This window comes from Loktanella sp. DSM 29012 (assembly GCF_900110705.1).
GTDB classification, from domain to species: domain Bacteria; phylum Pseudomonadota; class Alphaproteobacteria; order Rhodobacterales; family Rhodobacteraceae; genus Loktanella; species Loktanella gaetbuli.
In genome coordinates this window covers 232,751-255,521 of record NZ_FOEJ01000001.1, presented here as the reverse complement: position 1 = coordinate 255,521, position 22,771 = coordinate 232,751, and the positions used below count along the sequence as shown (strand labels likewise).

Below are 22,771 nucleotides of genomic sequence, written 5' to 3'. Positions count from 1 at the left end.
ATGGATACGATCTTCGCCTTGGCGTCCGCACCGGGGAGGGCAGGCGTATCCGTGATCCGTATTTCGGGACCAGATGCGGTCGCTGTCGCATCTGGCCTGATGGCAAACGTCCCAGAAAAACGTGGATTGCGTCGTCTGGTTGATGCCGACGGCGTCCTGCTGGACGAAGCCTTGGTGCTTCGGTTTGCGCGCGGTCACAGCTTTACGGGTGAAGATGTCATCGAACTTCATTGCCACGGCAGCACTGCGATCATCGCTGCGGTAAATTCCCGGTTAGCGTCGTTGGGCGCAGTGCCAGCCGGTCCCGGTGATTTTACCCGGCGCGCGCTGGAAAACGGTTGTCTTGACCTCGCCCAGGTCGAAGGGTTGGCCGATCTCATTGATGCCGAGACCGAGGCCCAACGCAAACAGGCTGTGCGGGTCTTTAGCGGCGAGCTTGGTCAGCTTGCCGAGGGGTGGCGTCAAAACCTGATCCGCGCTGCCGCGCTGATCGAGGCAACGATTGATTTCGTTGATGAAGAGGTGCCGGTCGACGTCTACCCGGAGGTGAGGCAACTCTTGGTGGGGGTCAAATCCGGCCTTGAAAAGCAGATTGCCGGATCTTTTGCCGCCGAGCGTGTGCGCACAGGCTTTGAGGTCGCTATTGTCGGACCACCGAATATCGGAAAATCGACGTTATTAAACAGGTTGGCAGGGCGGAACGCCGCAATCACATCTGAAATTGCTGGCACCACTCGCGACGTGATCGAAGTCCGGATGGAAATTTCGGGGCTGCCTGTCACGCTCCTCGATACCGCCGGCATTCGGGATACTGACGACATCGTCGAGAAGATGGGTGTCGATCTGGCGCGTCAGCGCGCTGAAAATGCTGATCTTAGGGTTTTCCTGTCAGAAGATGGACAAACAACACCGTTTCCGCGACAGCCAACCGATCTGGTTTTGGTCGGAAAATCGTCCGCTGCAGGGGGTGTTTCAGGTTTGACTGGGGACGGTGTGTCGGAAATGATCCGCCAAATCGGTCAAGAGTTGAGCAGTCGATCAGCCAATGCTGGTCTGGCGATCCGCGAACGACACCGCAGGCAGATGATTTCAACGCTTGATCAGTTGAACCACGCTGAGGACCAGATGGCACTGGGCTTGCCTGTCGACCTGTTGGCAGAGGAATTGCGCAGCGCGGTCAGATCGCTTGACAGCATTGTGGGGAGGGTAGATGTAGAGGACCTCCTTGGCGAAATTTTCTCCAGTTTTTGTATTGGAAAGTAGGATGTTTCACGTGAAACATTTTGATGTTGTTGTGGTCGGTGGTGGTCATGCCGGCTGTGAAGCTGCTCTTGCATCTGCGAGGGCGGGTGCTTCGACTGCGTTGATTACTATGAAAATGTCTGATATTGGTGTGATGTCGTGCAACCCGGCGATCGGTGGTCTGGGTAAAGGCCATCTGGTACGAGAGATCGACGCACTTGGCGGTGCAATGGGTCTTGCTGCCGACGAATCCGGGATCCAATTCCGACTGCTGAATCGTACGAAGGGGCCGGCTGTTCAGGGACCGCGTACGCAATCGGACCGTGTCCTGTATCGACGTGCCATGCAACGGATCATGACATCGCAGCAAGGGCTTCAGGTGATTGAAGCCGAGGTCGCGTCCTTGGTTATGGATGGCGGACGCACCGCCGGAGTGATGTTGGCTGATGATAGCACGGTTCTAGCGTCCGCTGTTGTTTTGACCACGGGCACGTTCCTCGGGGGGCTCATCCATATTGGTGACACGTCCTATCCGAGTGGGCGGATGGGCGATGCCGCATCCATGCGGATGTCCGAACAATTGCGATCGCTTGATTTGCCAATCGGGCGACTCAAGACTGGTACGCCACCCCGGCTGAAATCATCATCCATCAAGTGGGATCAACTAGAACAGCAACATGCGGACGATGTTCCGTCGTTGTTTTCATTTCTGAGTGACCATTTGTCAGTTCAGCAGGTTGCCTGCGGGATCACGCATACCAATGCGGCGACGCACGATATTATCCGCAAGAATATCGGACGTTCAGCGATGTACGGTGGTCACATCGACGGTGTTGGACCCCGTTATTGCCCGTCGATCGAGGACAAGGTCGTGCGTTTCGCCGAGAAGGATTCGCATCAAATCTTTTTAGAACCTGAAGGACTTACGTCGGACGTGGTCTATCCCAACGGCATCAGTACTTCATTGCCGGAGGATGTTCAGGCCGATTATGTTCACTCGATCGCTGGGCTGGAAAATGCAGAGATCCTGCAACCTGGCTACGCGATTGAATATGATTTTGTGGATCCCCAAAGCCTTTCAAGTGCGCTGGCTCTGAAGGCATGCCCCGGCCTGTATCTTGCAGGACAGATCAACGGCACAACCGGATACGAAGAGGCCGCCGCACAGGGGCTTGTCGCTGGCTTGAACGCTGCCCGGCAGGCACAAGGTCTGGATGGGTTCAGTTTCAGTCGTAGTGATTCCTATATTGGCGTCATGATTGATGATCTGATCACCAAGGGTGTCACGGAACCCTATCGGATGTTCACGTCGCGGGCAGAATTTCGGCTGCTGTTGCGTGCAGATAATGCAGACCGTCGATTGACGCCGACTGGGCGCATGCTTTCCCTCGTTGATGATCGGCGTTGGGACAGATTTTCCAAAAAACTTGATCAGATTGAAACAGCATTGAACGTGCTGACCTCGGTCAAGGTCTCGGCGCGGGAATTGGCAGGGCAGGGGGTAAATGTCGCAGCGGACGGTCCTGCGCGAACCGCACACGAGGCGCTGGGTCTTGCGGACTGCGATTTTCCAAAGGTCAAATCGCTTGATGCTTCTCTTGATCAGATACCCGATGAAATCGGTCAGCAGGTCCGGAATGACGCCCTTTACGCGCCTTATGCAAAACGTCAACAACGTGACATTGACGCTTTGAAAGAAGCAGAAGCGACAGTCATTCCCGCCGGTTTTTCTTTTCAAGGGCTGGCTGGCCTCTCGAATGAATTGAAACTGAAATTGGCGAGGGCACAACCGCAAAACCTTCATGAATGCTTGGTCCTAGAAGGTATGACACCTGCAGCGATGCTGCTGATCCGTGGCGCGTTGCGCAGGGAAGAGGTACGGCGTGTCAGTTGAACGCCGTGCACTTTCATCAGATGTTTCACGTGAAACACTGCTCACCCTCGAGCAGTTCAGCGCATTGTTGTTAAAATGGAACGCCAAGATCAATCTGGTCGCGCGTTCACAAGTATCGGACATCTGGACCCGGCATATTCAGGATAGCCTGCAATTGTTGCCCCATGTTCCCGAGCACTGCGATACCCTCACAGACATCGGCAGTGGCGGTGGATTTCCAGGCGTCGTCATTGCTATCGCAGCCAAGACACAACGACCGGCAATGCGCATTCAGCTGATCGAAAGCGATCAGCGCAAGGCTGCGTTTTTGCGGACAGCTGCACGCACCTTTGACCTCAATGTCGATGTTTTTGCAGAGCGGATCACCGATACGACAGCTGTCAGGGCGAAATGCGTTACGGCGCGTGCGCTTGCACCATTGACTGATTTGCTGGGGTTTGCCGCGCAGTTGCTAGAGCCGTCTGGCGTCGCAATTTTTCCAAAAGGGCAGTCAGCCCAAGCTGAAGTTGCGGCAGCGCGTAAATCGTGGCAATTTTCCTGTGATGCCACTGTCAGTCAGACCGACCCGGCTGCGCAAATACTTGTCATAAAGGACATTTCCCGTGCCTGATGCAATTCCCGGCAAAAGCGCAAAGATCATTGCCGTCGCAAACCAAAAAGGCGGCGTTGGCAAGACGACCACGACGATCAATCTTGGTGCGGCCTTGGCAGAAGTAGGGCAGAAGGTGCTGTTGATCGACCTTGACCCGCAGGGCAATGCGTCCACGGGTTTGGGTGTGTCGCCCTACGCGCGTCAGGTGACGACCTATGATTTCATTTTGGGCGACGCCCTGCCAGATCAAGCGATTCAAGCGACGACGGTCAAAAATCTGTCGATCATCCCCGCGACAACTGACCTGAGTTCCGCCGATATCGAACTCATTTCAAACGAAAAACGCAGCTTTCTGTTATTTGATGCGCTGCGACAGCTGCCGATGGACGCGATGGGCTTTGATTTCGTGCTGATTGATTGCCCGCCGTCACTGAATATCCTGACAGTGAATGCCATGGTTGCCGCACATTCGGTAATCGTGCCATTGCAAAGCGAATTTTTCGCGCTTGAGGGCCTGTCGCAGCTCATGCTGACCATCCGCGAAGTCCGCCAATCCGCAAACAAGGCGTTGCGGATCGAAGGCGTCGTTTTGACGATGTACGACCGCCGCAACAACCTGTCGCAACAGGTCGAGGCGGATGCGCGCGACAATTTGGGTGGCTTGGTGTTCGAGACCGTGATTCCACGTAATGTGCGCCTGAGCGAGGCACCCTCATTTGCGATGCCCGCACTTTCCTACGACAGCCAATCCGCAGGTAGCCAAGCCTACCGCGAACTGGCAGCCGAGGTTTTGTCACAAACCAAATCGCAACTCAGAAAGGTCAGCTGATGTCCCAACCCCCGAAAACCCGTGGTTTGGGCCGCGGTCTTTCTGCATTGATGGCGGATGTTCAGCCAGTTCAGTCCGATACGGAACGGGCTGCCCCGCGTCCGGACCTCTATGTCCCGATCGAGAGCGTTCACCCCAATCCTGATCAGCCCCGGCGCACCTTCGACGATAACGCGCTCGCGGAACTATCTGAATCTATTAAGGAAAAAGGCGTTATCCAGCCTTTGATCGTGCGCATTCAACCTGGCACGACGGATCAATACCAGATCGTCGCCGGTGAACGCCGTTGGCGCGCATCCCAGATGGCTAACCGCCACGACATCCCGGTTCTGATCCGTGAATTCAACGATACCGAAGTTCTTGAGATCGCGATCATCGAAAACATTCAGCGTGCTGATCTGAATCCGGTCGATGAGGCGGCCGGTTACCGGCAGCTGATGAACCGGTTCGGGCACACGCAGGAACAGCTTGCCTCCGCCTTGGGCAAGAGCCGCAGCCACATCGCAAATCAGATGCGGCTCCTGTCGTTGCCGGACGATGTTCTGGATTGGCTTGGGTCTGGCAAACTGACGGCTGGCCATGCACGGACATTGGTTGGTCACCCCAAGGCGACAGACCTCGCGCGGCAGATCATTTCCAAGGGTTTGTCTGTCCGGGATGCAGAGCGGCTGAGCAAGAAACCGGAGACTGACGAAAAGGCCGCGCGGCCACGTCAGAAATCCCGAAAGGACGCCGATACTGTCGCACTCGAAAGAGAACTGTCGGCTGCCATTAACATGCAGGTGAACATTGATCAGGATGCCGGGCAGGAAAGCGGTAAAATGACGATCCGTTACCGCGATCTGAACCAGTTGGATGATCTCATGCGGCAACTGGCGGGCAGCTAATCTGCCAATAGCGCCCGCAGGACACCGTTCAACACCGGGCGTCCTGCGGGTGTGACCCGCAACCGTGCGGGGTCTTTTGCGATCAGGTCCAGCGCGGCCAGCTCTCTCTCTTGTGCATTGCCGTTTTGATAGCCTGCGGCGGCCAGTCGATCACGATCCAGGCCATCTGCCAACCGAAGCCCCATCAACAGCAATTCAGTCAGTGCGTCAGCGCGGCTGATCTGTTCGCGTGGGTCTTCGCCGTGGCCCTCTTTTTCGACCTGGTTCAGCCAGGCTCCGGGGGCAAGCGGTGTCGCCGTGCCCCATCGGTGCCCATCACGTGTCAGTCGGCCCTGCGCACCGGGCCCGATCCCGACATAATCGCCCGACTGCCAATAGATCCGGTTGTGCGTGCTTTCTGCGCCCGGCCGGGCGTGGTTTGACGTCTCATAGCCGACGAACCCTGCAGCGGCACAGATTTCCTGTGTCGCAAAATACATGTCCGCCCCCAGATCGTCGTCCGGTAGTCCCTTCAACTGCCCCAGCGCATCGCGCTGCCCGAAAACAGTGCCGTCCTCGATCGTCAATTGATAGAGGGACAGATGATCGACAGCCATGTCCAATGCCGTGGTCAGTTCCGTTTTCCATTGGTTCAGGGTCTGGTCCTGCCGGGCATAGATCAGATCAAAGCTGACTCGTTCGAACGTGTCACGCGCGACATGGAACGCCGTCATGGCCTCTGCGGCGCTGTGCATGCGCCCAAGCCTGCGCAGATCGTGGTCATTCAACGCCTGGACGCCGAGGGAAACCCTGCTCACACCAGCGTCGCGATACCCACGAAAACGGTCCGCCTCGGTCGAGGTTGGGTTCGCCTCCAGCGTGACTTCGATGTCATTCGCGATGGGCCAGGTCGCGCGGATTTCCCGCATGATCGTATCAACCAGTGAAACCGACATCAGGGACGGTGTGCCACCACCAAAGAAAACGGATTGTAACACGCGGCCTTCGGTTTCGGCCCCAAGCCGCCGAATTTCACTGACATAGGCCCGGCCCCAACGGTCCTGATCCACGTTCGCCGTGACATGACTGTTGAAATCGCAATAGGGACATTTGGCCTGACAGAACGGCCAATGCAGATACAGCCCGAATCCGCCGAGGCGCCAGTCTTCAGGCAAAACAGCCGGCCATCAGTTTTTGAAACGCATCCGCGCGATGGCTGATGCGGTTTTTTTCCCAGCGGTCCATTTCACCGAACGTCTGCGTATACCCAGCAGGCAAAAAGATCGGGTCATAGCCATGCCCCTGATCGCCGCGTCCGGGCCAGACGATCTGCCCCTCCATCACGCCCTCAAAGACTTCGTCATGACCGTCAGGCCATGCCAGCACCAATGTGCAGCAAAACCTTGCGGTCCGAGGCTCTGGCGCATTGACCGCCTCCAGCGCATCATGGGCGCGGCGCATGGCCATCTGGAAATCCCGCCCCTGCGGTGTTTCGGCCCAGTCAGCCGTATAGACGCCGGGCTGACCATCCAGCGCATCAATCTGGATACCGCTGTCATCGGCCAGCGCTGGCAGCCCCGTCGCCTTGGCCGCAGCGTGGGCCTTGATCCGGGCGTTACCGACGAAATTATCCTCGGTCTCCTCCGGTTCCGGCAGTCCGTGGTCGGCATTGCTGGTCAACGTCACGCCGTAAGGCGCCAGCAGGTCGGCAATTTCGTCCCGCTTGCCCGTGTTGTGCGTTGCGATCACCAGCTGTTGTCCGTCAAACCGCCTCAAGCGACAGCCTCCATCTGGATGCGGTGCAGGTCCGTGATCCCGGCCTCGGCCAGGTCCAGCAGCTTGTCCATCTGGCCGCGGGTGAATGTCGCACCTTCGGCGGACATCTGCACTTCGACCAATTTGCCTGCTGTCATGATAAAGTTTCCGTCAACGCCGGCCTCGGAATCTTCGGGATAATCAAGGTCCAGAACCTCTTGCCCCGCGTAGATACCACAAGAAATCGCGGCAACCGGATCGACCAGCGGATCGGCCGTGATCAGGCCTGCCTTCATCAGCTTGTTCACAGCCAGTTTTAGTGCAACCCAGCCGCCCGTGATCGATGCGCAACGGGTCCCGCCATCGGCCTGGATCACATCACAGTCAATCTGGATCTGGCGTTCGCCCAATGCGACCCGGTCCACGCCAGCACGCAGGCTGCGTCCGATAAGTCTTTGAATTTCCTGTGTTCTTCCGGATTGGCCGTTCTTGGCCTCGCGGCGCATCCGAGTATGCGTTGCCCGTGGCAGCATGCCATATTCGGCTGTCACCCAACCGAGTCCGGAATTTTTCAGAAATGATGGTACACGTTCATCGACAGTGGCAGTACATAGAACATGCGTGTCGCCCATGCGGATCATGCAGCTTCCTTCGGCGTGGCGGGTCACACCGGTTTCGATGGATACGTCACGCATTTGGTGGGTCTCGCGGCCGGATGGGCGCATGATGTCAGCTCCTTTTGGTTGCGCAAGCGGCATACGCGCCCCATGTGATAAATCCAAGTCCCGTTGACGCGACCCGTCCGTTTGACCAAAGTCCCAATCGCCTGAAACCGGAAAAAAATGACCCAGTCACCACCGCAATTCGATGATCTGAACGCCCGCTCGCGCGAGGTGTTCCGCCGGATTGTCGAGGGCTACCTTGAAACAGGGGCCCCGGTCGGTTCACGGACGCTGACGCGGACCATGTCCGAACAGGTCAGTGCGGCCACGATCCGCAACGTGATGAATGATCTGGAATACCTTGGCCTGCTGGGCAGTCCACACGTCAGTGCAGGCCGGGTGCCGACACAGGTGGGTCTACGCATGTTTGTCGATGGCCTGCTCGAGGTGAACGAACTCAACGGTTCGGATCGCGATCTGATCGACCAGACGTTGACGGACCGTGATACCGATGTCGGATCGGTCCTCGACCGCGTCGGGTCGGCCCTGTCGGGCGTGACACAGGTCGCAAGCCTGGTGCTGACCCCGAAACACGAAGCCCCCATCAAGCATATCGAATTCGTCTCGCTTTCTGCGACCCGCGCACTGGTTGTGCTGGTGTTCGCCGATGGACATGTCGAAAACCGCCTGTTCACACCGCCTCCGGGTCAGACTCCGTCCTCCATGCGCGAGGCTGCCAATTTTCTGAACGCCATCGCCGAGGGCCAGACACTTTCGACGCTGGGGGCCGTCATCGAGCGCGAGATCAAGGCCCGCCGGCAGGAAATCGACAGGTTGGCGGCAGAGCTGGTGCAATCTGGTGCCGTGCTGTGGGAAAACGAAGGCGAATCGAACGAAAGGTTGATCGTGCGGGGGCGCGGGAACCTGTTGGGTGAGGATACGGACGACATTGACCGCATCCGCAGCCTGTTCGACGATCTGGAACGCAAACGTGATATCGCCCAGTTCCTGGAACTGGCGGATCAGGGCGACGGCGTCCGGATCTTTATCGGTTCCGAGAACAAACTTTTTTCGCTTTCGGGTTCCTCTTTGGTCGTTTCACCGTATATGAACGCCGACCGTAAGATCATTGGCGCCGTTGGCGTCATTGGTCCAACGCGACTGAATTACGGGCGCATCGTGCCCATTGTGAACTACACCGCACAGCGTGTCGGACAGATGATCGCCGACCGCTCCTGAAGGAAATGATATGGCCGACCAAGACGAACCGATGAGCCTGGATGAGCTTGCAGCAGAGGGCGATGAGCTGGACGCGCAAGGCGAAGAAACGCTTGCCCGGATCGCTGACATCGAGGCAGAGCGCGACGATTTCCGCGACAAGTGGATGCGCGCGCTGGCAGATGCCGAGAATACCCGCAAACGCGCCGATCGTGATCGTCGCGAGGCCGAAAATTATGGTGGGTCGAAACTGGCCCGCGACCTGCTGCCGGTATACGACAACCTGCGCCGTGCGCTGAAATCCACCGCAGACACCGACAAGGCGGTGAATGCAGCCCTGCTGGAAGGCGTCGAGTTGACGATGCGCGAATTGATTTCAGTCTTCAAGAAACACGGCATCGACCCGATCACGCCAGAAGTCGGTGACAAGTTCGACCCGAATGTGCATCAGGCGATGTTCGAGGCACCGTTGCCTGGCACAAAGGCCGGCGACATCATCGACGTCTCCACCGAAGGATTCATGCTGCACGACCGCCTGCTGCGTCCCGCACAGGTGGGTGTTTCGTCGAACACGGCAGGCTGACGCCTGTTTCGACCCGGCCTGACGGCCGGGCCGACCGACCGGGGACTTTGCCCCCGGACCCCCGAGTATTTTTGGCAAGATGATGCAGGCGCGGGTCAATCCGCGTCGGGCGTCAACATGGTCTTGAGGTCGTAGATCAGGGCCAGTGCGTCCCGTGCCGTCAGCTCATCAGGCAGAATCGCGCGCAAGCGGTCTTCGACCTGCGATGTTGCCGGGCGTGCGGGTGTGGGGGCAGGCGGGATGGCGGCGAACAATGGCAGGTCGTCGATGACGGCCTTGCGCGCGCCACCACCTTCGCGTTCGCCTTTTTCCAGTGCCTCTAGCACGACCTTGGCGCGGGCGACGACGGCAGGCGGCAACCCGGCCAGCCGTGCGACCTGAACGCCGTAACTGCGGTCGGCCGTGCCTTTTTTCACCTCGTGCAGGAAGATCACGTCGCCGTCCCATTCCTTGACGCTGACGGTCGCGTTGTCGACCCCTGCCAGTTTCGCGGACAGGCTGCTCATCTCGTGGTAGTGGGTGGCGAACAGGGCGCGGCAGCGGTTGACGTCATGCAGGTGTTCCAGCGTGGCCCAGGCAATGGACAGACCGTCGTAGGTCGCCGTGCCGCGGCCGATCTCGTCGAGGATGACCAGCGCCCGGTCGTCAGCCTGATTCAGGATCGCGGCGGTTTCCACCATTTCCACCATGAAGGTTGACCGTCCACGGGCCAAATCATCAGAGGCACCGACCCGGCTGAAGATCTGGCTTACGATGCCGATCTGCGCGCTGGTGGCTGGCACGAACGCCCCCATCTGACCCAGTATGGCGATCAATGCGTTCTGGCGCAGGAATGTCGATTTACCGGCCATGTTCGGCCCGGTCAGCAGCCAGATCGGCGTATCTGTCAGATCGCAGCCGTTGGCCACAAATGGTTGGCCTGCGCGCATGAGTGCGGCCTCGACAACCGGATGGCGGCCACCCTCGATGGTAAAGGCACGACTGTCATCGATGTCCGGTCTGACCCACGCCTCGCGACGCGCAAGATGGGCAAGACCTGCCGCAAGATCACATTCCGCCAGCGCGCGTGACAACTGCCCAAGGTGCGCTTGTTCGGCGAGAATAGACTCTGAAAGGCTCGCATAGAGCCTTTTTTCAATTTCAAGCGCCTCTGATCCGGCGTTGAGGATGCGGCTCTCGATTTCGTTCAGTGCGATGGTTGTAAACCGAACCTGATTGGCGGTGGTCTGACGGTGAATGAACGTGTCCGACAAGGGAGGCGTCATCATGCGGTCGGCGTGCGTGGTAGTCACCTCGATAAAATATCCAAGCACGTTGTTATGCTTGATTTTCAGTGCGTTGATGCCCGTTGTTGCGATGAATTCCGCCTGCATGGCGGCGATGACACTGCGACCTTCGTCACGCAGTTTGCGCGCTTCGTCCAGATTGGCGTCATAGCCGGGCGCGATGAAACCACCGTCCCGCGCCAAAAGCGGTGGGTCCGCGACGAGGGCTGCATCCAGCAGGGCATGAATGGCATCATGTCCGGTCAGACCTGACTGAGCTTCGGCCAGCAGATTTGGCAATTCTGCCTTGTTCAGTGTCTGTTCCAGCCGCCGCGCGCCTTCGATCGTGTTGCGGATCGCAGCCATGTCGCGGGGGCCGCCACGATCCAGTGCGAGGCGTGACAGTGCGCGGTCAAGATCATGGGTCCCGCGCAGATGATCGCGGATATCCTCGGTCAGGGCAGGATCATCGACCAAGGCCGCCACGGCATCCTGACGTGCGGTGATCACGTCCAATCGTCGGGATGGCGCAGACAGGCGCCGTTCCAGCAGGCGCGCGCCGGCCGCCGTTACGGTCTGGTCGATGGCATCCAGCAGCGATCCAGCACGACCGCCTGACAGCGCGTGGGTCAGTTCCAGTGAACGGCGCGTTGCAGCGTCGATCTGCATGCTGGCGGCGCGGTTTTCCTGCACCGGCGGGCGTAGCAGGGGAAGCTGTCCCTTTTGCGTGATGTCGAGGTATTCCGTGACACCTGCGAGGGCCGCGACCTCGGCCCGTGTGAATGCACCGAACGCATCCAGTGACCCGACCCGAAACAAGTCGCACAACCGTTTTTCACCGCTGGTGCTGTCGAATGCCGCGCGGCCCAGTGTTGTCAGGCTGGCGCCTGCGTCCTCGATCAGGGATCGAAAGCTGTCCTCTGTCCCGTCCGCGATCAGCACTTCCTTGGCGGCGAGCCGCGCGAGTTCGGGGGCGAGCGCCACCACCGGGCAGGTCATCACCCGCAGCACGCCGGTCGAGATATCGACCCATGCCATCGCGGTGTCGTCGCGCACCTGTGCGATCGCGGCCAGATAGTTGTGCCGCCGGGCGTCCAGCAGGCTATCCTCGGTCAATGTGCCGGGGGTGACCAATCGCACCACGTCGCGTTTTACCACGGACTTCGACCCGCGCTTTTTCGCTTCTGCGGGGCTTTCCATTTGTTCGCAGACGGCGACGCGGAATCCCTTGCGGATCAGGGTCAGCAGATAGCTTTCGGCGGAATGCACAGGCACGCCGCACATCGGGATATCGGCCCCGTCGTGTTTGCCACGTTTCGTCAGGGCAATGTCCAGTGCCGCAGCGGCCTGCACCGCGTCGTCAAAGAACATCTCGTAGAAATCGCCCATCCGGTAGAACAGGATCGCGTCCTGATACTGATCCTTCAGTTCCAGGTATTGCGCCATCATCGGCGTAATTGTGTCGGACATCGAACCCTCGGCGCTGGTAGCGTTAAACCCTAACATTGCGCGCCGGACCATGAAAGCAGCGGTTGAGCCAATTCGCGGGCCTGTCTAACGTGGCCGCCTGACCGGAGGGGATATTCATGGCCAAAGTAACAAGAGAAGACGCGCTGGCGTTCCACCTGCAACCCGCACCGGGCAAATGGGAAATCAACGCGACGGTCCCAATGACCACGCAGCGCGATCTGTCGCTGGCCTATTCCCCGGGTGTGGCCATCCCCTGCGAGGAGATCCATGCCAATCCGGCGCTGGCCTATGATTACACCAACAAGGGCAATCTGGTCGCGGTCATTTCCAACGGCACGGCTGTGCTGGGGCTGGGGAACCTGGGCGCGCTTGCGTCAAAGCCGGTGATGGAGGGTAAATCCGTCCTGTTCAAACGGTTCGCCGACGTCAATTCCATCGATCTGGAACTGGATACAGAGGACGCGGATGCGTTCTGCAATGCGGTCCGGCTGATGGGGCCCAGTTTCGGGGGGATCAACCTCGAGGATATCAAGGCACCGGAATGTTTCATCATCGAACAGCGTCTGAAAGAGGAAATGGATATCCCCGTTTTCCACGACGACCAGCACGGCACAGCGGTGATCTGTGCGGCGGGTTTGCTCAATGCGCTGCATTTGTCCGGCAAAAAGATCGAGGATGTGCGCATCGTATTGAACGGTGCGGGGGCGGCGGGGATTGCCTGCCTTGAATTGCTCAAGGCGATGGGCGCGCAGCACAACAATTGCATCATGTGCGACACCAAAGGCGTGATCTATCAGGGCCGGACCGAAGGCATGAATCAGTGGAAATCGGCCCATGCCGCGACCACGGACGCAAGGACCCTGACGGACGCGATGAAGGGTGCCGACGTGTTTTTGGGCGTTTCGGCCAAGGGGGCAGTGACGCAGGACATGGTCGAAAGCATGGCGCCGAACCCGGTAATCTTTGCCATGGCGAACCCTGACCCCGAGATCACGCCAGAAGAGGCGCACGCCGTTCGCGATGATGCGATCGTGGCCACGGGCCGCAGCGATTATCCCAACCAGATCAACAACGTGCTGTGCTTTCCCTACCTGTTCCGCGGCGCGCTGGATATTCACGCTCGCGCGATCAACGACGAGATGAAAATCGCCTGCGCCCATGCGCTGGCGCAAATGGCCCGAGAGGACGTGCCGGACGAGGTGACGGCTGCCTATGGGCGCAAACTGAACTTTGGCCGCGATTACATCATCCCCACGCCGTTTGATCCGCGTCTGATCAGTCGTATCCCCCCGGCTGTTGCCAAGGCTGGCATGGATACCGGTGTTGCACGCCGCCCGATCATCGACATGGACAGCTATGTCGCGACGTTGACCGCACGGATGGACCCGACGGCGAACATTCTGCGCGGGCTCCATGCGCGTGCGCGCAGCGCCCAATCGACGCTGGTCTTTGCCGAAGGCGACGACCCGCGCGTCATCCGTGCGGCCATCGCCTATCAGCGGCAGGGGCTGGGCCGTGCGCTGGTCGTGGGGCGCACACGCGATGTCGAGGCGCTGTTACGTGCCGAAAAGCTGGATGACGCCATTGGCGAGCTGACGATCGTCAATGCGGCGAACACGGAACACCTGGAAACCTACAAATCGTTTCTCTACGCCCGCCTGCAACGTCAGGGCCATGACCGTCAGGACGTGCACCGGCTGGCCGCGCGTGACCGGCATGTCTTTGCCGCGCTGATGCTGGCGCATGGGCACGCGGATGGGATGGTCACGGGGGCCACGCGCAAATCCGCGCAGGTGCTGGAACTGATCGGCCATGTCTTTGACGCGAAACCGCAGGATGGTGCTGTCGGCGTGACGGCCCTGCTGAACCGGGGCCGGATCGTGCTGATTGCCGATACGCTGGTGCAGGAATGGCCGGACGAAGAGGATCTGGCCGATATCGCCACCCGTGCCGCACAGGTTGCGCGCGGCTTTGGTCTGGAACCGCGTGTCGCGTTTTGCAGCTTTTCGACCTTTGGCTATCCGAAATCGGAACGCGCGGACAAGATGCATCGCGCCCCCGAGGTGCTGGACCGTCGCGGTGTCGATTTCGAATACGAAGGCGAAATGACGGTCGATGTGGCGCTGAACCCGCTTGCGGCAGCGGCCTATCCGTTCAGCCGTCTGACGGGGCCAGCCAATGTGCTGGTGGTGCCCGCGCGGCATTCCGCCTCGATCAGCGTCAAGCTGATGCAAGAGATGGGTGGCGCGACAGTCATCGGCCCGATCCTGTCGGGGGTTGGAAAACCCGTGCAGATCTGTTCCACCGTGTCTTCGGTCAATGACATTTTGAACATGGCGGTGATCGCCGCCGGAAAGATTGCCTGACATGGCTATTTGGAACCTGGGATCAATCAACGCGGATCACGTCTATGCCGTGCCGCATATTCCACAGGCGGGCGAAACCCTGTCTGCCACCGATCATGCGCTGTTTCTGGGCGGCAAGGGCACCAACATGTCCGTCGCCGGTGCCCGTGCGGGTGCCACCGTGCATCACATCGGCGCTGTCGGTGACGATGGTGAATGGTGCGTCGACAGGCTGATGGAATACGGGGTCGACACGCGGTTCATCGCGCGGGTCGATGCGGATACCACGCAGGCGCTGATCGTTGTCGATCTTCAGGGTGAAAACATGATCGTCCTGTCCCCCGGTGCCAACGAGGTCATCCCGCAGTCCATCCTGCAAGAAGCCCTGTCCGAGGCCGAAACCGGCGATTGGCTGCTGATCCAGAACGAAACCAACCTGCAACGCACCGCCGCCGAACTGGGGCGCAAGATGGGGTTGCGCATCGCCTACGCCGCCGCACCCTTTGATGCGGACCGCGTGCAGGCGGTTCTGCCGGCGCTGGATTTGTTGTTTCTGAACGCGGTCGAGGCGCAGCAGCTACAGGATGCGACGGGCCTGACGCCGGATGCGCTGGGCGTGGCCGACGTGATCGTTACCCTTGGGGCAGACGGGGCCGATTGGTACAGTCGCGCAGGCAAACAGCATTTTGACGCGATCCCGGTCGAACCGGTTGATACCACTGGGGCCGGCGACACGTTTACCGGCTACACACTGGCCGGGCTGGATCGCGGGCAGCCCATGGCGCAGGCCATCGGCGTCGCGATGCGGGCCGGTGCGCTGATGGTGCAACGCCATGGCACCGCGGACGTGATCCCGGACCTCAAGGAGGTCCAGGACATGATGCTCGACGGCAGCTAGTGGACAAAGGGCGCATCCGCGCCCCAGATTTGCGCCACGCGGGCATCGCGGCCGCAGCCCCGGCGATAGTATTCATAGGCCCCCATCTTGGTTTTCACGCCGCCGCGCGTGACCTTCAGACCTTCGCTTTTGTAGTAGTTCTGATGGTAAGCTTCGGCGCGATAAAAAGTGCTGGCGGGCAGAACCGGCGTGACGATCTGTCGGCGCAGCTGGCGCTGGGCTGCATTGATCGCTGCCGTCGCCTCGTTTGCCTGTTGCTGGTTCAGCGCAAAGATCGCGCTGCGATAGCTGTTGCCACGGTCGCAGAACTGTCCGCCGGCATCCAGTGGGTCGATGCTGCGCAAGAACAGGTCGATGATCTCGCGGTAGCTGATCACGTTCGGGTCGAACGGGATAAAGACCGCTTCGTAGTGGCCGGTCCCGCCACGCACGACAGCATTATAGGTCGGGTTCGCCGTGGTGCCGCCGGTGTAGCCTGACACGACATCGCCGACACCGCGCACCTTTTCGAAATCAGCCTCGACACACCAGAAACAGCCACCCGCAACGATGGCGGTCTGCGTCGCCTGTGCCTGTGCCCCGGTCGTCAGACCCAGTGCACAGATCACGGCGGTGATCAGACGTTTGAACATTACTTTCCCCCTCGCAAAGTCGCCTGACCGTGCAACGGCGCACAGCGTCTGCGCAATGCTGTCGCGGCGTCCTCACGCGGTCTTTACCCGTGTGAAAGATCGGCCTAGCGTCGCGGAAAACTGGAAGGATTTTCAATGCCCCCCGAGGTATCGACCCATCAATCCGCAGAGGATTTGCGCAACAATGACATTCTGATCTGGGTCGATGGCCATCTGAGACCCAAGGCCGAGGCCACGGTCAGCGTCTATGACAGCGGTTTCATGCTGGGTGACGGCATCTGGGAAGGTCTGCGCCTGTATGACGGGCGCTGGGCCTTTCTGGACGATCATATGGACCGTCTGTTCGAGGCCGCAAAGGCGATTGATCTGGACATCGGGCTGGACCGGGCAGGCGTGATTGCCGCGCTCGAGGACACGCGCCGCGCCAACGACATGACCACCGATGCGCACGCACGTCTGATGATCACGCGCGGGGTCAAGGTGCGCCCGTTCCAGCACCCGTCGCTGTCGCAGTCGGGCCCGACCATGGTCATCATCATGGAACATTCCAAACCGTCCATTCCGCGCCCGATCAATCTGGCGACGGTGCCGCACCAACGCGGTCTGCCGATGACCCAAGACCCCAAGCTGAACAGTCATTCCAAACTGAACTGCATCCTCGCCTGTATCGCTGCACAAAAGGCGGGCGCGGACGAGGCGCTGATGCTGGATGTGCATGGTTTCGTGAATACGACCAACGCCTGCAATTTCTTTATCGTGCGCAAGGGGGCGGTTTGGACCAGCACCGGTGATTACTGCATGAACGGCATCACCCGGCAAAAGGTGATCGACGTTTGCCGGGCGGATGGCATTCCGGTGTTTGAACGCAATTATTCGCTGGTTGATACCTATGGCGCGGACGAGGCGTTCCTGACGGGTACCTTTGGTGCGCAGACGCCCGTTGGCACGATCGACGGGCGGGCGATCGGCAGCGGGCAGCTGGGTCCGGTGACCACAAGGATCAGGGGGTTGTACAAGGCATTGGTGGAGGCGGCATGAAAATCGCGATGTGGTCCGGGCCGCGCAACCTGTCGACGGCAATGATGTACAGCTTTGGTGCCCGGCCGGATTTCGCGGTCTGGGATGAACCATTCTACGCGCCCTACCTTGCGCGGACGGGTGCGGACCATCCGATGCGCGATGCCATTCTGGCGGCGCATGAAACCGATCCGGCCCGTGTTGCTGCGCGCTGCGCCGGGCCGATCCCCGATAACAAGCCCCATTTCTACATGAAACACATGCCGCATCACATGGACGGGATGCCTTTGGACTGGGTGTCGGATTGCGTGAATATTCACCTGATCCGGCATCCCGCGCGGGTCGTCGCCAGCTACGGCGCAAAACGCGACAGCGTCACGGATGACGATATCGGGTTTGCCGCGCAGACGGCCTTGTTCGACCGGATTGGCGGGATCATTATCGACAGCGCCGATATCCGGGCAGATCCCGAATCCATGTTGCGCAAATTGTGTGACGCGATCGGTATGGATTTTGATCCTGCGATGCTGTCCTGGCCCGCAGGCGGCCATCCTGACGATGGGGCGTGGGCCCCGCATTGGTATGGTGCGGTTCATGCCAGCACGGGGTTCGCTGCGGCAGAGCAGGCCTTGCCGGACCTGACGGGCGAGGCAGCAGCCCTCGCCGCGCGCGCGATGTCGCATTACGACAGGCTGTTTTCCTGTCGGCTGAAATAATTCGTCTGCCCCTGAAACTTTGCCCGGATGCGCCTCGTGGCTATTCACGAATGGTCGCCAAGATTGCACGCGACCTGAAATGTTTCAGATATCCGGGCAGGATAGTGAGTATTGTTTTAACCAGTATCGCCAGGCCCGGCGTTAACGAGTGATTTGTTAAACCCGCCCCGGTGCAAACCGGGGCGGGTTGTTTCGTTCTACTTCTTCAACCGCCGTGCGCGTGCGGCGAGCAGTTTCAGGCGCAGCGCGTTCAGCTGGATGAAACCCTGCGCGTCGGTCTGGTCATAGGCACCGGCGTCGTCTTCGAACGTGACGTGCGCCTCTGAATAAAGCGAGGCATCGGACCAGCGGGCGACGGTGTTGACCGAACCCTTGTACAGTTTCACGCGGACGGTGCCCTGTACGTGCTCCTGGCTCTTGTCGATCAGCGCTTGCAGCATTTCCCGCTCTGGCGAGAACCAGAAGCCGTTGTAGATCAGCTCTGCGTAGCGGGGCATGATGCTGTCCTTGAGGTGGCCGGAACCGCTGTCCAGCGTGATCTGCTCGATGCCGCGGTGGGCCTCCAGCAGGATGGTGCCGCCGGGGGTTTCGTAGATGCCGCGCGATTTCATGCCCACGAACCGGTTTTCCACGAGGTCAAGGCGACCCACGCCGTGCTTGCCACCCAATTCGTTCAGCTTGGTCAGGATTGTGGCTGGCGACATTGCCTCGCCGTTGATCGCAACCGCATCGCCACGCTCAAAGGTGATTTCCACCATTTCGGGCGTGTCGGGGGCGTCCTCTGGTGCGACGGTGCGCTGATAGACGTAATCGGGGGCCTCGATCGCCGGGTCCTCCAGCACTTTGCCCTCGGACGAGGTGTGCAGCAGGTTGGCGTCGACGCTGAACGGTGCCTCGCCGCGCTTGTCCTTGGCGACGGGAATCTGGTGTTGCTCGGCAAATTCAAGCAGCTTGGTGCGGCTGGTCAGGTCCCATTCGCGCCAGGGGGCGATGACCTTGATATCGGGGTTCAGGGCGTAGGCCGCGATTTCGAACCGGACCTGATCGTTGCCCTTGCCGGTTGCACCGTGGGCGACGGCATCGGCACCTTCTGCCGCTGCAATCTCGACCAGACGCTTGGAAATCAGCGGGCGCGCGATGGATGTGCCCAACAGATACAGCCCCTCGTATTCGGCATTGGCGCGGAACATCGGGAACACGAAATCGCGCACGAATTCCTCGCGCAGGTCCTCGATATAGATGCTGGAGGCACCCATATCCTCGGCCTTCTTGCGAGCGGGTTCCAGTTCCTCACCCTGACCAAGATCAGCGGTAAAGGTCACGACCTCGCAGCCGTATTCGGTTTTGAGCCATTTGAGGATGATCGATGTGTCCAGACCGCCGGAATAGGCGAGGACGACTTTCTTGGGCGCGGTCATGGTAAGGGCCTTTGCAACGTGAGCGTTGGTCCAGCGCGATACTGCGATTTGTGATGCGGGGCAAGGTTTGCGCCGTTGTCGGTCAGATGACACCCCGCAAAAACGCGGCATCGCCGTCATTTGCCAGCATCCCCAGCGCATCGGTGGGGCTGACCCAGACGGCGGTGTGGTTGGGTTCCACCGGGTTGCGGATCCGCAGGGTGGGGCGCGCCACGTAGATATGACACAGCTTTTCCGCGTGGCGTTTGTATTCGGGCATCCAGGTGAACCTGCGAAATGCCCCCAGACGGCGGGGTTTGGCGATGCGCCAACCGGTTTCCTCGAACACCTCGCGGTGCAGCGCCTGAATGGGGGTTTCACCGGGATCAATGCCGCCGCCGGGCAGCTGTAGTTCGTTGTGCGGATCGCCCTGCCATGTCAGCAACAGCATCCCGTCACGCGGCAAAATCACATAGGCACCGGGGCGCAAACCATAGCGCACGTCATGTTTCGGGGGTGTCCCGTATCTGCGGATCATCGTCGCCCCCTTGGACCATTGCTTGCCGTGACTATATGGACCCGATATGCAAATTCCGCACAAGTTAGGAAAGCCCATGACCTTAGGCTCTCAGATCGCCTGGGACGACACCGTTCTGCCATTCACGCTGGATGCGTCCGACATCCGGGGCCGCGTTGCGCGCCTGGACGGTGTTCTGGATGCGGTCCTGAAACAGCATGACTATCCTCCGGTCATCGAGGCACTGGTTGCCGAAATGGCCCTGCTGACCGCGTTGATCGGCCAGACCATGAAACTGGAATGGAAGCTGTCGCTACAGGTGCGGTCATCGGGTGCCGCGCGCCTGATCGCCACGGATTACTATGGCCCGACCGAGGACGGCGAACCGGCCCGGATGCGGGCCTACGCCGGATATGACGCCGATCTGCTGGATGCGGGCGCGGACCCGTTTTCACAGGTTGGCGACGGTTATTTCGCCATTCTGATCGACCAGGGCAGCGGCATGGCGCCCTATCAGGGGATCACGCCCCTGACCGGCAGTAGCCTGTCCGCCTGCGCCGAGACTTACTTTGCTCAGTCCGAACAGATTCCGACGCGGTTCTCGCTATCGTTCGGCCTGAACCAGAACGCAGGCCAGGGCGCGCGCTGGCGTGCCGGTGGCGTCATGCTGCAACACATGCCCAAGGCGTCCCCCTTTGCCAGCGGTGAAGGCGGCAGCGGCGAGGGTGGTTTGCTGGCCGCAGAGGATATTCTGACGGATGATGAGGGCGAAAACTGGCGCCGCGCGAACCTGCTGCTGGATACGGTGGACGATCTGGAACTGATCGGGCCATCGGTTGCGCCCACGGACCTGCTGGTGCGTCTGTTTCACGAAGAGGCACCGCGCGTCTATGACGCCCAGCCCATCACCTTTGGTTGCACCTGTTCGGCTGATCGCGTCCGTCAAAGCCTGTCGATCTATTCGGCCAAGGACATCGGCACGATGACCACCGACGAAGGCATCGTCACCGCCGATTGCCAGTTTTGCGGCGCGCATTACGAATTCCAGCCTGATACGCTGGGGTTCGAGGCCGAAAAAACCGATGGCGACGCCTGATCTGGAATCCCGTCTGCTGGGTGCGCTGGCCCGTCCGGGCCGGCCATCCACTGATTATGACCTGAACCCCGACGTGATGCGACCGGCAGGCCGCACATTGCGACCGGCAGCCGTGCTGATCGCCGTGCGGCCGGCCCGTGGGACTGTGATCCTTACGAAACGGTCCGCTGCCTTGCGCCACCATCCGGGGCAGATTGCCTTTCCGGGTGGCAAGCTGGATGCAGGCGACGCTGACGCAATCGCCGCCGCCCTGCGCGAGGCAGAGGAAGAGGTCGGTTTGCCCCGGTCTGCGGTGCGTGTGCTGGGTGCCTTGCCCAGCCACGAGACGGTGACCGGTTTTGACATGACCCCTGTAATCGGGATGATCGACAGGGATTTCACCCCGCGTCCGGAGGCGGGCGAAGTATCCGAAGTGTTCGAGGTGCCATTGGCCCATGTATCCGACCCCGCCCGTTTCCTGATCCAAAGCCGCCGTTGGCAAGGCAGCAGGCGGCATTACTATACCGTTCCCTATGGCCCCTATTACATCTGGGGTGCCACGGGCCGGATCCTGCGCACGCTGGCTGACCGGATGGCAGTATGACCCGGTTGGATGCCCCCTGGCTGACGACGCCCGCATCGGTTGCGGTCTGCACCATGCTGACAGAGGCAGGCCATCAGGCGTGGTTTGTCGGCGGTTGCGTGCGCAACGCGTTGATCGGCGCACCGGTCAGTGATCTGGATCTGACGACGGATGCCCGGCCTGACCGGGTGATGGCGCTGGCGCAGGCAGCGGGGCTAAAGGTCGTGCCGACCGGGATCGACCACGGCACCGTCACGGTGATTGCGGATGGCGCACCCTACGAGATCACGACGTTTCGCCGCGACATCGACACGGACGGGCGGCACGCCACCGTCGCCTACACCGATGATCTGGCTCAGGATGCCCGCCGCCGGGATTTCACGATGAATGCGCTCTATGCAGGCGCGGACGGCAGCATCGCCGATCCGTTGGGGGGTGTGCCGGATGCCCTAGCCGGGCGGGTGCGGTTCGTCGGTGATCCTGTGCTGCGCATCCGCGAGGATTATCTGCGTATCATGCGGTTTTTCCGGTTCTTCGCCTGGTATGGCGACCCGGCGCTGGGCATTGACGCCGACGGTCTGGCGGCCTGCGCGATGAATGCCGACGGGCTGGATGGCCTGTCCGCGGAACGGGTCACGCAAGAACTGCTCAAGCTGCTGGCAGCGCCCGATCCGGCACCCGCTGTCGCCAGCATGGCCGCCTGTGGCGCGCTGATGCGGGTGTTGACCGGGGCCGCTGCCGATGTGTTGACCGTGCTGGTGCATGTGGAACAACGCGCGGGTCTGGCACCCGATCCAATGCGACGCCTCGCGGCGCTGGGGGGATCGCTGGACCGGCTACGGCTGAGCAAGGCACAGGCCGCGATGATCGACACGCTGCGCGCTGACCAGGCAAGCCCGGCGGAAATGGGATATCGACACGGCGCGGCTATCGCGATCGACAAACTGGCGATCCTTGCCGCGACCATGGGTCAGGAAATCGACCCCAATGCGGTGCAAAGCGCCCGTTTTGCTGCAGATCAGACCCTGCCGGTCAGTGCCGCAGATTTCATGCCTGCCGTGCAGGGGCCTGCGTTGGGACAGGCCCTGAAACAGGCCGAATCACGCTGGATCGCGTCCGGTTTCACACTTTCACGTGACGACCTGCTACGCGGCGCCACTTGAAACCCCGGACAAAGGGGCAGACACCGAGGGCCTAATCACATTTCAGGTCTGT

The 22,771-nt window shown here is 60.3% G+C and carries 21 protein-coding genes; 14 read left to right on the top strand and 7 right to left on the bottom strand.

Annotated features, from left to right (window positions below; genetic code table 11):
• From mnmE to BMX27_RS01235, 5 genes are read left to right on the top strand one after another with little or no spacing between them, the layout of a single operon-like run.
• Entirely contained in the window at positions 1-1,263 is a 1,263-nt protein-coding gene (gene mnmE, locus BMX27_RS01255) for a tRNA uridine-5-carboxymethylaminomethyl(34) synthesis GTPase MnmE (RefSeq protein ID WP_090158109.1), read from the top strand.
• A gap of 1 nt (position 1,264) precedes the next feature.
• Complete coding sequence (gene mnmG / locus BMX27_RS01250) at positions 1,265-3,136, top strand: tRNA uridine-5-carboxymethylaminomethyl(34) synthesis enzyme MnmG (RefSeq protein ID WP_090158108.1); 1,872 nt, start codon at positions 1,265-1,267, stop codon at positions 3,134-3,136.
• Positions 3,126-3,746: a 16S rRNA (guanine(527)-N(7))-methyltransferase RsmG gene (rsmG, locus tag BMX27_RS01245; protein WP_090158107.1), complete on the top strand. Its 621-nt coding sequence runs from the start codon at positions 3,126-3,128 to the stop codon at positions 3,744-3,746. Before mnmG ends, rsmG begins: the two co-directional genes overlap by 11 nt.
• A complete protein-coding gene (locus BMX27_RS01240) occupies positions 3,739-4,557 on the top strand; it encodes a ParA family protein (RefSeq protein WP_090158106.1) in 819 nt (272 codons plus the stop codon). The genes rsmG and BMX27_RS01240 overlap by 8 nt, the downstream gene beginning before the upstream one ends.
• Positions 4,557-5,444 carry a ParB/RepB/Spo0J family partition protein gene (locus BMX27_RS01235; protein ID WP_090158105.1) on the top strand — a complete coding sequence of 296 codons (888 nt, stop codon included), beginning with the start codon at positions 4,557-4,559 and terminating at the stop codon, positions 5,442-5,444. Before BMX27_RS01240 ends, BMX27_RS01235 begins: the two co-directional genes overlap by 1 nt.
• Here BMX27_RS01235 and hemW read toward each other — a convergent pair.
• The 3 genes from hemW to rph are packed head-to-tail and all read right to left on the bottom strand — an operon-like array spanning position 5,441 to position 7,903.
• A complete protein-coding gene (gene hemW / locus BMX27_RS01230) occupies positions 5,441-6,598 on the bottom strand; it encodes a radical SAM family heme chaperone HemW (protein ID WP_090158104.1) in 1,158 nt (385 codons plus the stop codon). The two genes, BMX27_RS01235 and hemW, sit on opposite strands and share 4 nt — an antisense overlap.
• Positions 6,591-7,199 carry an RdgB/HAM1 family non-canonical purine NTP pyrophosphatase gene (gene rdgB, locus BMX27_RS01225; RefSeq protein WP_090158103.1) on the bottom strand — a complete coding sequence of 203 codons (609 nt, stop codon included), beginning with the start codon at positions 7,197-7,199 and terminating at the stop codon, positions 6,591-6,593. Before rdgB ends, hemW begins: the two co-directional genes overlap by 8 nt.
• Positions 7,196-7,903 (bottom strand): ribonuclease PH, encoded by a 708-nt coding sequence (rph, locus tag BMX27_RS01220; protein WP_090158102.1) that lies wholly within the window; start codon positions 7,901-7,903, stop codon positions 7,196-7,198. Before rph ends, rdgB begins: the two co-directional genes overlap by 4 nt.
• A 117-nt stretch (positions 7,904-8,020) precedes the next feature.
• On the opposite strand from rph, the gene hrcA reads away from it, so the two are divergent.
• Together hrcA and BMX27_RS01210 are read left to right on the top strand one after the other, a co-directional pair.
• A complete protein-coding gene (hrcA, locus tag BMX27_RS01215) occupies positions 8,021-9,079 on the top strand; it encodes a heat-inducible transcriptional repressor HrcA (RefSeq protein ID WP_090158101.1) in 1,059 nt (352 codons plus the stop codon).
• A gap of 10 nt (positions 9,080-9,089) precedes the next feature.
• Positions 9,090-9,641, top strand: coding sequence for a nucleotide exchange factor GrpE (locus BMX27_RS01210; protein ID WP_090158100.1), 552 nt, complete (start codon positions 9,090-9,092; stop codon positions 9,639-9,641).
• Positions 9,642-9,736: 95 nt separating this feature from the next.
• Here BMX27_RS01210 and mutS read toward each other — a convergent pair whose 3' ends face one another.
• Positions 9,737-12,376: a DNA mismatch repair protein MutS gene (gene mutS / locus BMX27_RS01205; protein WP_256212348.1), complete on the bottom strand. Its 2,640-nt coding sequence runs from the start codon at positions 12,374-12,376 to the stop codon at positions 9,737-9,739.
• Between the two features lie 116 nt (positions 12,377-12,492).
• On the opposite strand from mutS, the gene BMX27_RS01200 reads away from it, so the two are divergent.
• Entirely contained in the window at positions 12,493-14,742 is a 2,250-nt protein-coding gene (locus BMX27_RS01200; protein ID WP_090158099.1) for an NADP-dependent malic enzyme, read from the top strand.
• A gap of 1 nt (position 14,743) precedes the next feature.
• A complete protein-coding gene (locus tag BMX27_RS01195) occupies positions 14,744-15,619 on the top strand; it encodes a ribokinase (protein ID WP_090158098.1) in 876 nt (291 codons plus the stop codon).
• Here the strand turns inward: BMX27_RS01195 and msrA are convergent.
• The gene (gene msrA, locus BMX27_RS01190) at positions 15,616-16,251 is read right to left on the bottom strand and encodes a peptide-methionine (S)-S-oxide reductase MsrA (RefSeq protein WP_090158097.1); all 636 of its coding nucleotides are present in this window, start codon (positions 16,249-16,251) and stop codon (positions 15,616-15,618) included. The genes BMX27_RS01195 and msrA overlap by 4 nt on opposite strands.
• A gap of 135 nt (positions 16,252-16,386) precedes the next feature.
• Here msrA and BMX27_RS01185 point away from each other — a divergent pair, with 135 nt between their 5' ends.
• Positions 16,387-17,289 (top strand): D-amino acid aminotransferase, encoded by a 903-nt coding sequence (locus BMX27_RS01185; protein ID WP_090158096.1) that lies wholly within the window; start codon positions 16,387-16,389, stop codon positions 17,287-17,289.
• On the top strand, positions 17,286-17,984 hold the full coding sequence (locus tag BMX27_RS01180) for a sulfotransferase-like domain-containing protein (RefSeq protein ID WP_090158095.1): 699 nt from the start codon (positions 17,286-17,288) through the stop codon (positions 17,982-17,984). Before BMX27_RS01185 ends, BMX27_RS01180 begins: the two co-directional genes overlap by 4 nt.
• A gap of 197 nt (positions 17,985-18,181) precedes the next feature.
• On the opposite strand, the gene BMX27_RS01175 is transcribed toward BMX27_RS01180, so the two are convergent.
• A complete protein-coding gene (locus tag BMX27_RS01175; RefSeq protein ID WP_090158094.1) occupies positions 18,182-19,402 on the bottom strand; it encodes an argininosuccinate synthase in 1,221 nt (406 codons plus the stop codon).
• 82 nt (positions 19,403-19,484) lie between these two features.
• Positions 19,485-19,919, bottom strand: coding sequence for an NUDIX hydrolase (locus BMX27_RS01170; RefSeq protein ID WP_090158093.1), 435 nt, complete (start codon positions 19,917-19,919; stop codon positions 19,485-19,487).
• 76 nt (positions 19,920-19,995) lie between these two features.
• On the opposite strand from BMX27_RS01170, the gene BMX27_RS01165 reads away from it, so the two are divergent.
• From BMX27_RS01165 to BMX27_RS01155, 3 genes are read left to right on the top strand one after another with little or no spacing between them, the layout of a single operon-like run.
• Positions 19,996-20,994, top strand: coding sequence for an Hsp33 family molecular chaperone HslO (locus tag BMX27_RS01165; protein ID WP_090158092.1), 999 nt, complete (start codon positions 19,996-19,998; stop codon positions 20,992-20,994).
• Positions 20,981-21,577 (top strand): CoA pyrophosphatase, encoded by a 597-nt coding sequence (locus BMX27_RS01160; RefSeq protein ID WP_090158091.1) that lies wholly within the window; start codon positions 20,981-20,983, stop codon positions 21,575-21,577. Before BMX27_RS01165 ends, BMX27_RS01160 begins: the two co-directional genes overlap by 14 nt.
• Positions 21,574-22,719: a CCA tRNA nucleotidyltransferase gene (locus tag BMX27_RS01155; RefSeq protein WP_090158090.1), complete on the top strand. Its 1,146-nt coding sequence runs from the start codon at positions 21,574-21,576 to the stop codon at positions 22,717-22,719. Before BMX27_RS01160 ends, BMX27_RS01155 begins: the two co-directional genes overlap by 4 nt.
• The last annotated feature ends 52 nt before the right edge of the window (positions 22,720-22,771 follow it).